This window comes from Micromonospora sp. LH3U1, assembly GCF_028475105.1.
Classification (GTDB): Bacteria; Actinomycetota; Actinomycetes; order Mycobacteriales; family Micromonosporaceae; genus Micromonospora.
In genome coordinates, this window is the sequence record NZ_CP116936.1 from 3,582,429 (window position 1) to 3,594,144 (window position 11,716).

The 11,716-nt window shown below is 70.2% G+C and carries 15 protein-coding genes and 1 pseudogene; 10 read left to right on the forward strand and 6 right to left on the reverse strand.

What is annotated here, in order from left to right; translation table 11 throughout:
* The first annotated feature begins 39 nt into the window (after positions 1-39).
* Complete coding sequence (locus PCA76_RS16360) at positions 40-1,077, forward strand: aldo/keto reductase (protein WP_272611292.1); 1,038 nt, start codon at positions 40-42, stop codon at positions 1,075-1,077.
* Between the two features lie 132 nt (positions 1,078-1,209).
* Positions 1,210-1,803: a GNAT family N-acetyltransferase gene (locus PCA76_RS16365; RefSeq protein ID WP_272611293.1), complete on the forward strand. Its 594-nt coding sequence runs from the start codon at positions 1,210-1,212 to the stop codon at positions 1,801-1,803.
* 167 nt (positions 1,804-1,970) lie between these two features.
* On the opposite strand, the gene PCA76_RS16370 is transcribed toward PCA76_RS16365, so the two are convergent.
* The 3 genes from PCA76_RS16370 to PCA76_RS16380 all read right to left on the reverse strand — a co-directional run bounded on the left by PCA76_RS16370 (position 1,971) and on the right by PCA76_RS16380 (position 3,122).
* On the reverse strand, positions 1,971-2,381 hold the full coding sequence (locus PCA76_RS16370) for a hypothetical protein (RefSeq protein WP_272611294.1): 411 nt from the start codon (positions 2,379-2,381) through the stop codon (positions 1,971-1,973).
* Complete coding sequence (locus tag PCA76_RS16375; RefSeq protein ID WP_272611295.1) at positions 2,378-2,812, reverse strand: MarR family winged helix-turn-helix transcriptional regulator; 435 nt, start codon at positions 2,810-2,812, stop codon at positions 2,378-2,380. Before PCA76_RS16375 ends, PCA76_RS16370 begins: the two co-directional genes overlap by 4 nt.
* Before the next feature lie 64 nt (positions 2,813-2,876).
* Positions 2,877-3,122: a flavin reductase gene (locus tag PCA76_RS16380; RefSeq protein ID WP_272611296.1), complete on the reverse strand. Its 246-nt coding sequence runs from the start codon at positions 3,120-3,122 to the stop codon at positions 2,877-2,879.
* A gap of 338 nt (positions 3,123-3,460) precedes the next feature.
* On the opposite strand from PCA76_RS16380, the pseudogene PCA76_RS32845 reads away from it, so the two are divergent.
* Both PCA76_RS32845 and PCA76_RS16395 read left to right on the forward strand, forming a co-directional pair.
* Positions 3,461-4,052: pseudogene (locus PCA76_RS32845) on the forward strand (Scr1 family TA system antitoxin-like transcriptional regulator); the annotation flags it as partial.
* Positions 4,046-4,234, forward strand: a complete 189-nt coding sequence (locus PCA76_RS16395) for a DUF397 domain-containing protein (protein WP_272611298.1) — start codon at positions 4,046-4,048, stop codon at positions 4,232-4,234. The pseudogene PCA76_RS32845 and the gene PCA76_RS16395, both read left to right, overlap by 7 nt.
* Before the next feature lie 13 nt (positions 4,235-4,247).
* Here the strand turns inward: PCA76_RS16395 and PCA76_RS16400 are convergent, their stop codons facing one another.
* Complete coding sequence (locus tag PCA76_RS16400; RefSeq protein ID WP_272611299.1) at positions 4,248-5,480, reverse strand: MFS transporter; 1,233 nt, start codon at positions 5,478-5,480, stop codon at positions 4,248-4,250.
* A 68-nt stretch (positions 5,481-5,548) separates the two neighbouring features.
* Between PCA76_RS16400 and PCA76_RS16405 the strand changes: the two genes are divergently transcribed.
* On the forward strand, positions 5,549-6,064 hold the full coding sequence (locus tag PCA76_RS16405) for a MarR family winged helix-turn-helix transcriptional regulator (RefSeq protein ID WP_272611300.1): 516 nt from the start codon (positions 5,549-5,551) through the stop codon (positions 6,062-6,064).
* A gap of 134 nt (positions 6,065-6,198) precedes the next feature.
* On the opposite strand, the gene PCA76_RS16410 is transcribed toward PCA76_RS16405, so the two are convergent.
* Positions 6,199-7,947 carry a substrate-binding domain-containing protein gene (locus tag PCA76_RS16410; RefSeq protein ID WP_272611301.1) on the reverse strand — a complete coding sequence of 583 codons (1,749 nt, stop codon included), beginning with the start codon at positions 7,945-7,947 and terminating at the stop codon, positions 6,199-6,201.
* A 227-nt stretch (positions 7,948-8,174) separates the two neighbouring features.
* Between PCA76_RS16410 and PCA76_RS16415 the strand changes: the two genes are divergently transcribed.
* The 5 genes from PCA76_RS16415 (at position 8,175) to PCA76_RS16435 (ending at position 11,272) form a co-directional block, all read left to right on the forward strand.
* On the forward strand, positions 8,175-8,651 hold the full coding sequence (locus PCA76_RS16415) for a MarR family winged helix-turn-helix transcriptional regulator (protein ID WP_272611302.1): 477 nt from the start codon (positions 8,175-8,177) through the stop codon (positions 8,649-8,651).
* 75 nt (positions 8,652-8,726) lie between these two features.
* Positions 8,727-9,140 carry a DUF6069 family protein gene (locus tag PCA76_RS16420; RefSeq protein WP_272611303.1) on the forward strand — a complete coding sequence of 138 codons (414 nt, stop codon included), beginning with the start codon at positions 8,727-8,729 and terminating at the stop codon, positions 9,138-9,140.
* A 43-nt stretch (positions 9,141-9,183) separates the two neighbouring features.
* Positions 9,184-9,678: a GNAT family N-acetyltransferase gene (locus PCA76_RS16425; protein ID WP_272611304.1), complete on the forward strand. Its 495-nt coding sequence runs from the start codon at positions 9,184-9,186 to the stop codon at positions 9,676-9,678.
* 102 nt (positions 9,679-9,780) lie between these two features.
* The gene (locus PCA76_RS16430; RefSeq protein WP_272611305.1) at positions 9,781-10,206 is read left to right on the forward strand and encodes an Hsp20/alpha crystallin family protein; all 426 of its coding nucleotides are present in this window, start codon (positions 9,781-9,783) and stop codon (positions 10,204-10,206) included.
* 67 nt (positions 10,207-10,273) lie between these two features.
* Positions 10,274-11,272 (forward strand): tyrosine-type recombinase/integrase, encoded by a 999-nt coding sequence (locus PCA76_RS16435; protein ID WP_272611306.1) that lies wholly within the window; start codon positions 10,274-10,276, stop codon positions 11,270-11,272.
* 33 nt (positions 11,273-11,305) lie between these two features.
* On the opposite strand, the gene PCA76_RS16440 is transcribed toward PCA76_RS16435, so the two are convergent.
* Positions 11,306-11,677, reverse strand: a complete 372-nt coding sequence (locus tag PCA76_RS16440; protein WP_272611307.1) for a VOC family protein — start codon at positions 11,675-11,677, stop codon at positions 11,306-11,308.
* Positions 11,678-11,716: the final 39 nt, after the last annotated feature.

Here is an 11,716-nt window from a genome sequence, read left to right on the forward strand (position 1 = left end):
TGCGAAGATCAGCTTTGTCACTCGGACCGGAAGGACGACATGCGCTATCGCACTCTGGGCACCACCGGCACGGTGGTGTCGACCCTGTGTCTTGGCACGATGACCTTTGGCGCGGAAACCGACGAGGCCGGCAGCTTCGCCCAACTGGACCGGTTCGTCGAGGCCGGGGGCACCTTCATCGACACCGCCGACGTCTACTCCGCCGGTGTCTCGGAGGACATCGTCGGACGCTGGCTGCGGACGCGGCAGGACCTGCGTGACCGGCTGGTCATCGCCACCAAGGGGCGGTTCCCGATGGGCTCGGGGGCGAACGACGCCGGCCTGTCCCGGGTGCACCTCACCCGCGCCCTGGACGCCAGCCTGCGGCGGCTCGGCGTCGAGGCAGTCGACCTGTACCAGGCGCACGCCTGGGACCCGCTGACCCCTCTGCCGGAGACGCTGCGGTTCTTCGACGACGCGGTGAGCGCGGGCAAGATCCGTTACGCGGGTGTCAGCAACTTCACCGGTTGGCAGTTGCAGAAGGCGGCCCTGCTCACCCAGCACCTCAACCTCACCCCGATCGTGACCCTGCAACCGCAGTACAACCTGCTGGCCCGCGAGATCGAGTTCGAGCTGGTGCCGGTCTGCGAGAACGAGGGCATCGGGATCCTGCCGTGGTCCCCGCTGGGCGGCGGCTGGCTGACCGGCAAGTACCAGCGCGACAGCGTGCCCAGCGGCGCGACCCGGCTCGGTGAGAACCCGGAGCGCGGCGTCGAGGCGTACGCGGGTCGCAACGCCGACGAGCGCACCTGGCGGGTGCTCGACGCGGTCGGCCAGGTCGCCGGGGAACGCGGCGTGTCCATGTCGGCGGTGGCGCTGGCCTGGCTGGCGGCCCGACCGGCGGTCACCTCGGTGATCCTCGGTGCGCGCACCACCGAGCAGCTCGACGACAACCTGAGCGCCGCCGACCTGGTCCTCGACGCCGAGCAGATGCGGCTGCTGGACGAGGCGAGCGCCCCGCTCGTGGGTGACTACCCGTACGGCGTAGCGGGTGTGCAGCAGCGGGCCCGCGACCTGCCGGCCACTTCCGGACGATGACCGCCTTCCCCGAGCCCACCGCTGCCGTCGGCAGCCGCACCGAGGTACGCCCGCCATCTCGGCCAGCTCGATGTGGTCACCGAACTCGCCGGCGGCCCGACCGGAGAGTGAGGCCGCCACGATAATGGGCGCATGCCGCTGCTCGTCGCGCCCGCCCTGCCCGCCGGGAGCGTCGGCGCCCAAGACCAACCCCACCTTCCGGTACGCCCCGGGCTGGCACTGCGGCCATGGCGCGACGACGACGCGCCGGCCGTCCGGGTCGCCTTCGACTGTCCGGCGATCCAACGGTGGCACGTCCGCCGCCTCGACAGCGATGACGAGGCGCGGGCGTGGACGGCACAGTGGGCGAGCCGCTGGCACGACGAGTCGGCCGCCAGCTGGGCCATCGTCGACGCCGACGACCGACCGGTCGGTCAGGTGGGGTTGCGGGGCGTGCTGCTGGCCGAGGCGTCGGCGCAGCTGTCGTACTGGGTGGTGCCCGCCGCGCGTGGTCAGGGGATCGCCACCGAGGCGCTGGGGACACTGACCCGGTGGAGTTTCACGCGGGCCGGTCTGCACCGGTTGGCCCTGGAGCACTCGACCGCCAACGCGGCGTCGTGCCGGGTGGCCATGCGGGCCGGCTTCCCCGTGGAAGGCGTGCTGCGCGGGTCGGTGCGCCACGCCGACGGCTGGCACGACATGCACCTGCACGCACGGCTGGCGACGGACTCCGTATCGCCCAGGTAGGCGCGGCCGGCGTTCGCCGCGCTCATCAGCTCCAAGCGGGCGGTGCGACCGGGGACCACGCGCCCATCCACTGTTCGGTCGGCACCATCGAGCTCAACCGGCTGGATGGGCCAGGGCCTCGCGAGCCCAGGCCCGACTTTGCGGTTCGTCCACCCGTGCGGCCTCCGTCATGTGGCGGGAAAGGGGGCCAGGTCGGGCTCGACCCAGCCGGTGCGGGCTTGCGTGCTGGCCAAAGTCGCTGAGCTGTAGAAGCGGGTGAGCAGGCGCTTGTCGAGCAGTGCGGGATGCCGATCGATGAAGACGGTGAAGTCCCCGGTGGCGCGGTCGGCAATGTGGTGGGCCACCAGTTCCACCCAGGCCCGGCTGACAGTGGCGTGGTACTTCTGCGGCATTCCGGCATAGCGGGCGGTCCGCTGGATGCCATCGCTGACCAGACCGATGGCTGCCGGCATGCCGGCAGCGCGGACTGCCAGCCAAGTCAGGTGCAGGTGAGCGCGGTGGTCGAAACGTTCGTTGGCTGCGTTCACCTCGGCCATCAGCTCGTCGAAAAGCAATGCTCTGGAGCTGGTCGGGGTCATGCGGGCACCTCTGCCAATGCGCGCAGGACGATGTGGAAGCCGGCGATCGACTCCGCGGGCAGGTCGGCGAGGGCACGCTCCTCCAGCTCGGTCAGCGTCTGACGGATGGTGTCGGCGGCCAGGCGGCCCGAGGCGGTCAGCTCGATGACCACGACCCGGCGGTCTCCCGGGCGCGCGCCGCGCGTGATGTGCCCGCGCCGCTCCAGCCGGTCCAGCACGCTGGTCAGCGTGGTCGGCCGGGTGCCGGCGGCGGCCCCCAGTTCGGAGATCGTGCGGCCACGGCCGTCCGCGAGGATGGCCAGAACATTGATCTCGGAGGCGGTCAGATCGAGGTCGACCAGTCTCGCGGTGAGGATCTGCAAGGTGGCATGGGTCGCGCGCTGCAAAGCAAGCAGCGCGGACTCCTCCGATGCCGTAGAGAAGTTAGTCACGAGATCGGACTATACGGAATCGTAGTACTGCTCGACAAGCCCCGCCGAATCGCTGCCCACGTAGCTAGCGGGCTTCAGCCCAGCCGACGAAGCGTGGGGTCAGGTCGGGAAGCACAACGTCCGGGTTGAGCGTGGTGAGATCGACTTCGGCTGCCTTCTGAACCTCCGCCAGGTGAATCAACAGGCCGGGACGGTCCTCGCGGTACTCGCCGAGGAGGCGCAGCTTCGCGGCCGAGCACGGCCACAGGATGCCGCAGGCCGGGCAGCGCCACGACGGCCGCAACGGGGAGTGCTTCGGGCGCTTACGCATCAGAGGACTCCCACGGGACCGGAACGCCGGATCGGGCCGGGCAAGCAGGCCCCGATGTCACTGCGGGGGGGCCTCAACCTGCACGCCCGCACGCATCCCCGCACCTCCGGCTGCGACCTCTCCCTCGCCTGACACCGATTCCCCCTGACCGACGTTGGGAAAGGGCCGCCCGTGAGTGGTCGCCCATCGGGGCGGCCCCGCTACGAACGCGTCCGCCGGGTTCGGGTCCCTGCCGGTCGCGCCGTCTACACAGCACTGCGCCGAGGGTTGCCGGACAATCACACAGCGTTGTCTAATCTCCGTCGGGCAGGTGCTTTGTTTCCGGGGGGAGGGTTGGCATGAACCACGCCTTTATCGCAGCGCGCCGGAGCGGGTCACACCGCCGAAAGCCTCGCAGGCCAGATCGGTGTGCACCCGAAGACCGTCGCCAGGTGGGCGATCCTGCTGGCCCACTTCAGCCCGTGAGCGTCAGTCCTCCGGCGCGGGCAATGGGCCGCCGCGTCCCCGGCGTCCCCCGGCATCCCCCGGCATCCCCCCGTCGATCTAGGGAGAATCGTCGTCAGATGATCTCCGATCATGACGATTTTCCCTAGATCGACGGGGTGCCGGGGCGCTGGGGTGCCGGGGTGCCGGGGCGGGCGCGTCGGGTGTGCGCGTCGGGTCTTACGCGTCCAGGCGGCGGGAGTAGCGGAGCTGGGGAGTCGTCCCTGCGGACGCGCCCAGCTACCCCGGGCTCGACGGACCATTCACCATCGCGGATATGCCGGACGGGTCGCGGGTCGCGTACGTCGAAAGCCCGGCACAGGCGCAGATCCTCGATCAGGCGTCGGACCTTGTTCGCCTGGAACGACGGTGGGAGCGTATTCGCGGAGAGGCACTGCCCCGGGGCGTTCCTTGGAACTTCTCAGAGGGGCGGCAGCATCATGGACATGGCCGGTGCGCGGTGGCGTAAGAGCACCAGGAGCGGCGGCAATGGTGGCAACTGCGTCGAGGTCGCCGACAACCTCCCGGGCGTGGTCGTCGTTCGTGACACAAAGGATCGTGACGGCGGAACGCTTACCTTCAGCCCGGAGTCGTGGCGGAACTTCGTCGCGATGACGCCGGCTAACTGACGGCCCGATCTGATCAGCGGACGCCAGCGGGCTCGGCCGGTTGCGGTTGCGGGGCCGCCGGCCAGGTGAGTCGGCGTACGCCGGGGACGAGCGCGGTGCCCGCGCAGGAGACCAGGACCAGCAGCCCGGCGACCGCCAGCGGCACGGGCGCGCCGAACGCGTCGGCGGCCAGCGGCGCCAACGCGTACCCCAGCGGCATGGCGCCCAGCGACACCAGCCAGTCGTACGAGGTGACGCGGGCCAGGACGTCCGGCGGAAAGTGGTGCTGCACAACGGTCTCCCAGACCGGGTTGAGGTAGCCGAGGGCGGTCAACGCCACGGCGTACGCGGCGATCACCGCTGGGGCAGGCGCGGCGACGGCGAGCAGGAACAGCGGGGCGGCGTAGCTGGCCAACCCGAGGTTGGCCAGCAGCACCGGCCGGTGTAGCCGGACCCGCCCGGCCAGCAGCGATCCGGTGAGCATGCCGATCGCGCCGGCCTGCAGCAACAGCACCCAGGTCGTCTCGCCACCGAGTTGGTCGATGGCGATGGCCGGCCCGAGGGTCATCAGCACGGCGGCGGCGCCGTTCCACACGCCGTGCCCGAGCAGGCTGGTCCAGAACCAGTCGCGGGCGCGTACCTCGCCGAAGCCGTGCCGCAGGTCGGCGAGGACGGAGCGGTGGGGCATCGGCACGTGGCGGACCCGTACCAGCGCGAGCAGGGTGGCGCTGACCGCGAACGACGCGCTGTCGAGGATGAACGCCCAGCCGGGTCCGGCGGCCCAGATCAGCGCGCCGGCCAGCGCCGGACCGGCGAGCCGACTGGTGTTCGCGGTGATCCCCATCAGGGCGTTGGCCCGCTGCCGCTCGGCTGGTTCGACGGTGCCGGCGACAAGCGGGGACGCGGTCGGCATGGCGAACGCCGACGCGGTGCCGCCGATCGCGGAGGCCACGACGACGGTGGTCAGCGATGGTTCGCTGCCCAACAACTCCACACCGACAGCGAGTTGGGTCGCGCAGCGGACCAGGTCGGCCAGCAGAGCGACCCGGCGGGCGTCGAACCGGTCGGCGACGACACCACCGAGTGGCAGCAGGAGCAGTCGGGGAACCATGGCCGCGGCGAGGACGACGGCCAGCGCCCCGGTGGAGCCCGTGGCCCGCAGCACGGCCAGGGCCAGCGCGGCGGGCACCACCGCCTCGCCGAGGGCCGAGACGGTCCGGCCCAGGAACAGCAGCCGGAAGGATCGGGTGCGCAGGGGGTGAACCATATCGGCAACATACTTCGACACCGAACCTTTTGGCAATGAATATCTCGGCACTGAGGTAAGGTGGCACGGTGACCACCACCCCGGATGCCGTCGACCGGCACATCGAGCGTTGGCTACCCGTGGTGCCCGCCCTCGACGCGGACGTCGAGGGCGCGGTGACCAGGATGATCAGGCTGATCCGGCACCTGCGGACGGTCAAGGAACGAGTCCTGGCCGATCTCGATCTGCCAGCCCACGAATACGACACCCTGCACGCCCTGTCCGGCCGGCACGGTCGGGCGGCCCCCTCGGACCTCGCCGCGGATCTCGCGGTGGCCCCCGCCTCGATCACCGCCCGGGTCGACACCCTGCTGCGGCGGGGTTTCGTGCGCCGGATTCCGTCGACAGTCGACCGCCGGCGGGTGGACGTGGAACTCACCGACGCGGGTCAGGCGGCGTGGCGCGGGGCGATGGAGATCCAGGGCGCGGAGGAGCACCGGCTGCTAGGCGCGCTCACCCCGACCGAACGGCGACAGCTCTCCGACCTGCTGCGTCGGGTGCTACTCGTCGCCGAAGGACCGGCGGGCGCACCGAAAGCGGATTGACGCACGCCCCGACAATCGGCAGGAAACCCCGCCGTCCCGCCCGCCACGTATCGGCGGGTAGGGAGGCGGGGCCTCCTGCCTGCTACTTGCGGCAGCGGGTCATCCCCTCCACCTCGACAACGTCGGTGGGGCCGCTAGTTGGCTCCGGAGGCCGCTGCCAGGAAAATGTTCGCCATCGCAGCGGCGAGGTCTTTGGGATTCTGCGCGGCCTCCGCCCGGCCGTCGGTTGTCTCGGCGACCGCGCGCAACGTGTCCAGGTCCGCGCTTTCCCCGATGCCGATCGAGAACACCGGCACCGAGGGCTGGTTCTGGGCGAGCTGATTGAGGAATTTTGCTTTGTCTTTGGCATAGGGGGAGTTTCCGTCTCGACCGTCGGTCAGGACGACGACGATCGGCCGGCGATCCGGCTTGATCTTGGTTTGCATATAGCTCACCGCTTCGAGCACTGCTTTGTAGAGCGGGGTTCCGCTATTAGGAATCGGGGTGTATGCGGCAATCTTTCGGCCGATAGCCTGGCGACGCGTCTCGCCTTTTACGGTGCCGGTGACCGGTCCCAGAGGAACTACCACCTCGGTTGACGGACTGTTGGCAGTCGGCGTGCCGAAAAACCACAGTCCGAGTTCCGTGTCATTGGTGAACGTCTGTGCCGCGACAGCGCCGAAAGACCGAAGCAACGTCGCCTTGGTCTCGGTGCGACCGGGCCCGACGACCACGGGAGCGGCCATGGAACCGGAACGGTCGATGACCACGAGCACCTGGAAGCGTTGAGGTTGGTAGCGGGACCATTCGGCAGCCTTCACACCCAAGCTCACGTCCGCGACCGGCGTCGGGTCGGCGATCTTCAGGGGCAGCCCCTTGGGAACGCCGACCCGGGGCGACGGCCCCCCGAACCCGGTGAGGCGAAAACCTGCCGCCACCAGGGCGTTACTGGTCTCCACCGAGCGCAGGTCGCCAATGAACTGGGTCAGCAGCCGGCGCTGCACGGCCGTGGCGGTGGCCTGGTGTGCGACCGCCACGGGGTAGTCAGCCTCGACCGCGATGTCGCTGGCATACAGGCTCTGCACTGGCTGGTCGCGGCCGTCGTTGTGCATCCAGAGTTGCTGCTCGATCACCGGGAACATCCCGAGCTCGGCAAGGGCCTTGCGGTCGCCGAGCTTCTCGGCGGATTCACGGAGCAACTCACCGGCCGACGCGTCCGCGTCGAGCAGCCTGCTGCGCAGCGCGAGGGCCCGAAGCTGCGCCACGCCGGCGTCGGTTCCAGGCGAGGCAGCGGCGGCCTGGACCGCCACGAAGGACAGCAGACCGGCGAGATCCCGGGAGGGGTCGCCCATGCTGAACGTGGCCTTCCCTCCCACGACACCGCTCAACAACGTCGCCCACGAGAAGCCGGATCGGGCCCACGGGGTGCCGGCCACACCTGCGGGCACAGCAAGAATCAGAGGAGACCGTGCCAGGTAGTCGTCGTGGATGGGGTAGACACGGCGGTCCGGGTCGACGCTGTCCAGCCAGAGGTGAGACGACGGGATCCACACCTGCGGCGCGCCCGGCGCACCTTTCTGCGCCGTGATCGCCGAATCTTCCCCGACGAGATCCACCCTACTGCAGGCATCACCCGTCTTTCCCACCGCCGCCGCCACCGTAGGCAAAATCTCGGGGGCCACGACAACGCGCAGGGACTCCGCGCCCTTCCCGCAGGACGAGCCGGGTGAGAGCTTGTCGATAATCCCCGCGTAATTCGTCGTGGCGGCGACTACCAACCCCGCAACAACGATGGATGTCAGGACGAGAAATCCACTCCGGCGCCGAGACCGGCGACGATGGCTTTTCGGCGCCTGATCCCTGCCTAACTCCGCGCCATGCGGGCCATAACGATTGGTAGTCATCGGCGGACGATCGTTGCCACCACTATCGGTAGTCATGTCTTCTCTCACAGTCGCACGTTCGTTGACTCGACCGCTGTAACAGGCGGAAGTGATCTTCGCGCAAAACTACTTGATGGGCGGCAAGGACTTGAAGGTGGTCGTGAAGACTGCACTCATTCACCATGTGGGCCGACGGCTGCCCGCTCCGCGAAGCGTCTGGTCGCGGAAGATCTTGCTAGCCTCGGCGCATGACCTCCTGCACGCCCGCCGACGGCCCCCCGGACCTGCTGTTCCTGCTCTCCTGGACGAGCCACGCGCTGCAGACCGAACACGCGGCGGGGCTGGCCGAGCTGGGCATCTCACCGCGGGCGCACTATGTGCTGGCGCAGGCACGCACCGGCGACCTGACCCAGCGGGAGATCGGCGAGCGGTGCGGCGTGGACAAGACCACAATGGTCGTCACGCTCGACCAGTTGGAGCGGGCCGGGTTGGCCGAGCGTCGCCCGGCGCCGACGGATCGGCGGGCCCGGCTGGTCGCGGTGACGCCAGCGGGGGAGCAGGTCCTGCAGCAGGCGCAGCAGGTGGTTCGCCGCATCCAGGACGACCTTCTCGCGACCCTGCCCGAGCCGGACCGGGAGGCGTTCCTGGGTGCTCTCCTGGCGCTGGTGGGTGGACCGTTGGCCAACACCTCCCCGTACGCGCCGGGTGCCCGATCCGGTTGTTGATCCCGGAAGAGATAGTTCCGAACAAGACTATCTGATACGGTCGTACTCATTCGTTTCCCTGACCGAGGAGCCGTCATGAGTGCTACCGCTGTCGCGACCCCTGCCACCTCATCGCTGCGCCGCCGCGCCCTCGCTGTGGCTGTCGCCGTCGTGGCCTGCCTGGCCATCTGGGCGATCGGCGCGCTGGCCGGAGTCGACTACACCGTCGAGAATCCGGGTCAGCCCGCGACAGTCATCGGGGCTGGCCCGATTTTCGTGGTCTCCCTGGGCATCGCACTGCTCGGCTGGGCGACACTGGCCCTGCTGGAGCGGTTCGCCCCACGGTTCGCCCGTCCTGTCTGGACCTCGCTCGCCGTCGTGGTGACGTTGCTGTCCTTCGCCCCGCTGCTCAGCACCGAGGCCACCGGCGGCGCCAAGCTGGCCCTCGGCGCGACGCACGTGGCCGTGGCGGTCGTGCTGATCGCCCTGCTGCCGACCCGTCGTCGCTGACCGCGCGCGGTAAAGCCGTTGACCGGACGGTGATGATCGACAAATGACCACCACCGTCCGACCAACCTGGGTGACCAGCACCAGCCGTCCCGATCGGCCCGACGCGGTGCAGCTGCTGCGCGAGTACATGACCGAGATGGTGATCCGCTACCACCGCCGCCCGGCCCTGCCCGGTGAGGTCGACGAGGCGCTGGCCGAGTTGCCCAGTGACGACCTGGCGTACCCGAGCGGACTGCTGTTGCTCGCTCATCACGGCTCTGACCTGGCCGGCTGCGCCGGGCTGCGCTGGCAGCCGGACTGGGCCGAGCTGACCCGGGTGTTCCTCCGCCCCGAGCATCGTGGCGCCGGTGGAGGCGCCGTGCTGCTGGCCGCCGTCGAGCAGGAGGCCCGGGCGGCCGGGGTGGATCGGATCCGGCTCGACACCCGCGCTGACCTGGTCGAGGCCCGCGCCCTGTACGCCCGCCACGGCTACGTCGAAATCCCGGCGTTCTCGCGAGGCCCCTACGCCGAGCACTGGTTCGAAAAGCGGCTGCCGTGAGCGGTTGACGCCCGGCTCCGGACGCGCTAAAAAATAGGAGGAAGTTGAGCCGCACCGGCTCAACTCATCACCTTCGGCTAGGAGAACCGAGGAGGCATGACCATGTTGATGCGTACCGACCCGTTCCGCGAGATCGACCGGCTCGCCGAGCAGTTCTTCGGTACGGCAGCCCGTCCCGCGACGATGCACCTGGACGCCTACCGCGACGGGGACCACTTCTACGCGGCGTTCGACCTGCCCGGCGTCGACCCGGACAGCATCGACTGCACCGTCGAGCGCAATGTGCTCACCGTCCGCGCCGAGCGTCGCCGGCCCGCCGGCGACGGCGTCGAGCTGGTGGCCGCCGAACGCCCGATGGGCACCTTCACCCGGCAGCTGTTCCTGGGCGACACTCTGGACACCGACAAGCTGGAGGCGGGCTACGAGCACGGGGTGCTGACGCTGCGCATCCCGGTTGCCGAGCGCGCCAAGCCACGCCGGGTGACCATCACCGCCAACGGCGACGGACGCCGGCAGATCAACGCCTGATCACGGTCTCGGGTGGGATCGGCGCGCCTGCACGCCGATCCCACCCGAGACTGAGAACCTTTTTCACATGGTGTTCTCCCACGCTCCGGTGCGCGCCCGCCCGTCCGCGCCACCCGCGCTGCCGAGCGGGCCGGTCGAGGTCACCGAGGCATGGCTGCGCAACCGGCGGCTGTCCGAGCACACCCGCGACGCGTACCGGCGCGACGTCACCGGCTGGCTCACCTGGTGCGCCAGCCGCGACCTGGACCCGCTGCGGGCCACGTTCCTGCACGTCAACGACTACGCCCGCGCGTTGGAATCCACGATCGGCGCCCGCAGCGGCAGACCGCTCACCCCGGCGACCGTGGCGCGCCGGCTCTCCGCGCTGTCCAGTTGGTACGACTTCCTCGTCAAACTCGGTGGGGTGCCGGCCAACCCGGTCTCCGGCGCGGACCGGCCCCGCGTCGACCGGGACCACTCCGCGACCGTCGGGCTCACCCCCGAGGAGGTGGACGCCCTGCTCGGCGCCGCCGACGCGGACACCGGCGCGACCGCCGCGCGCAACCGGGCGGCGATCGCGCTCCTCGCCGACCTGGGCCTGCGGGTCGGGGAGCTGATCTCGCTGGACCTGACCGACCTCGGCACCGAGCGTGGGCACCGCAGCGTGCGCTTCGTCGGCAAGGGCGGCAAGCAACGCCGTCGCGCCCTCACCCCCGGCACCGGGTACGCGGTGGACGCCTACCTGGCCCAACGGGCCGCCGCCACCGGCGTGCCGGTGCCACAGCTGACCGGGCCGCTGCTGGTCACCGCCAGCGGCGCCCGGCTGGACCGGCACTCGGTGTTCCGGATGGTCCGGCGGCTTGCCCGAGCCGCCGGCATCCCGGCCTGGGCGAAGCTGTCCCCGCACTCACTGCGGCATGCCTTCGCCACCACGGCCCGCTCCGAGGGTGTCCCGTTGGAGGACGTGCAGGACGCGATGGGCCACGCCGACCCGCGCACGACCCGCCGCTACGACCGGGACCGGCACAACCTCGACCGCGACCCGGCCTACGTGGTGTGGGCGGCCCGGTCCCGTCGTCGCGGCTGAGCAGCACGCGGCCCCCGACCTGGGGCGTGCTGCTCAGCTCTGCGGGCGGGGGCAGATGCAGAACGGCTGCCCGATCGGGTCGAGAAGCACCACCCACCGCTCGCCGCCGGGCTGGAAGTCCGGCTTCGACGCGCCCGCCGCGACGAACTTCTCCTCTGCCGCGGCGAGGTCGTCGACATAGAGATCCAGGTGGTAGCGCTTGTCGCCCGTCGGGTCCGGCCAGGACGGCGGTTGGTAGCCCTCGACCAGCCCGAAGCCGATGGAGACGCCACCGGAGCTGATCATCGCGTACTCGGGTTGGCTGTGGGTGACCTCCCAGCCGAGCGCCTGATGGTAGAAGGCGGCGTGGCCGGCAGGGTCGGAACTGTCGAGGTTGACCATGGCGAGGTCTGCAGAGACTGTCACGTCAGCAGTATGCCGCCGGCCCCCGACAACCCCGGTCCA

Coding starts and splice junctions, on each gene's coding strand:
- PCA76_RS16360 (WP_272611292.1), top strand. CDS start 40: ATGCGCTATCGCACTCTGGGCACCACCGGCACGGTGGTGTCGACCCTG.
- PCA76_RS16365 (WP_272611293.1), top strand. CDS start 1,210: ATGCCGCTGCTCGTCGCGCCCGCCCTGCCCGCCGGGAGCGTCGGCGCC.
- PCA76_RS16370 (WP_272611294.1), bottom strand. CDS start 2,381: ATGACCCCGACCAGCTCCAGAGCATTGCTTTTCGACGAGCTGATGGCC.
- PCA76_RS16380 (WP_272611296.1), bottom strand. CDS start 3,122: ATGCGTAAGCGCCCGAAGCACTCCCCGTTGCGGCCGTCGTGGCGCTGC.
- PCA76_RS16395 (WP_272611298.1), top strand. CDS start 4,046: ATGGACATGGCCGGTGCGCGGTGGCGTAAGAGCACCAGGAGCGGCGGC.
- PCA76_RS16400 (WP_272611299.1), bottom strand. CDS start 5,480: ATGGTTCACCCCCTGCGCACCCGATCCTTCCGGCTGCTGTTCCTGGGC.
- PCA76_RS16410 (WP_272611301.1), bottom strand. CDS start 7,947: ATGACTACCAATCGTTATGGCCCGCATGGCGCGGAGTTAGGCAGGGAT.
- PCA76_RS16415 (WP_272611302.1), top strand. CDS start 8,175: ATGACCTCCTGCACGCCCGCCGACGGCCCCCCGGACCTGCTGTTCCTG.
- PCA76_RS16420 (WP_272611303.1), top strand. CDS start 8,727: ATGAGTGCTACCGCTGTCGCGACCCCTGCCACCTCATCGCTGCGCCGC.
- PCA76_RS16425 (WP_272611304.1), top strand. CDS start 9,184: ATGACCACCACCGTCCGACCAACCTGGGTGACCAGCACCAGCCGTCCC.
- PCA76_RS16430 (WP_272611305.1), top strand. CDS start 9,781: ATGTTGATGCGTACCGACCCGTTCCGCGAGATCGACCGGCTCGCCGAG.
- PCA76_RS16435 (WP_272611306.1), top strand. CDS start 10,274: ATGGTGTTCTCCCACGCTCCGGTGCGCGCCCGCCCGTCCGCGCCACCC.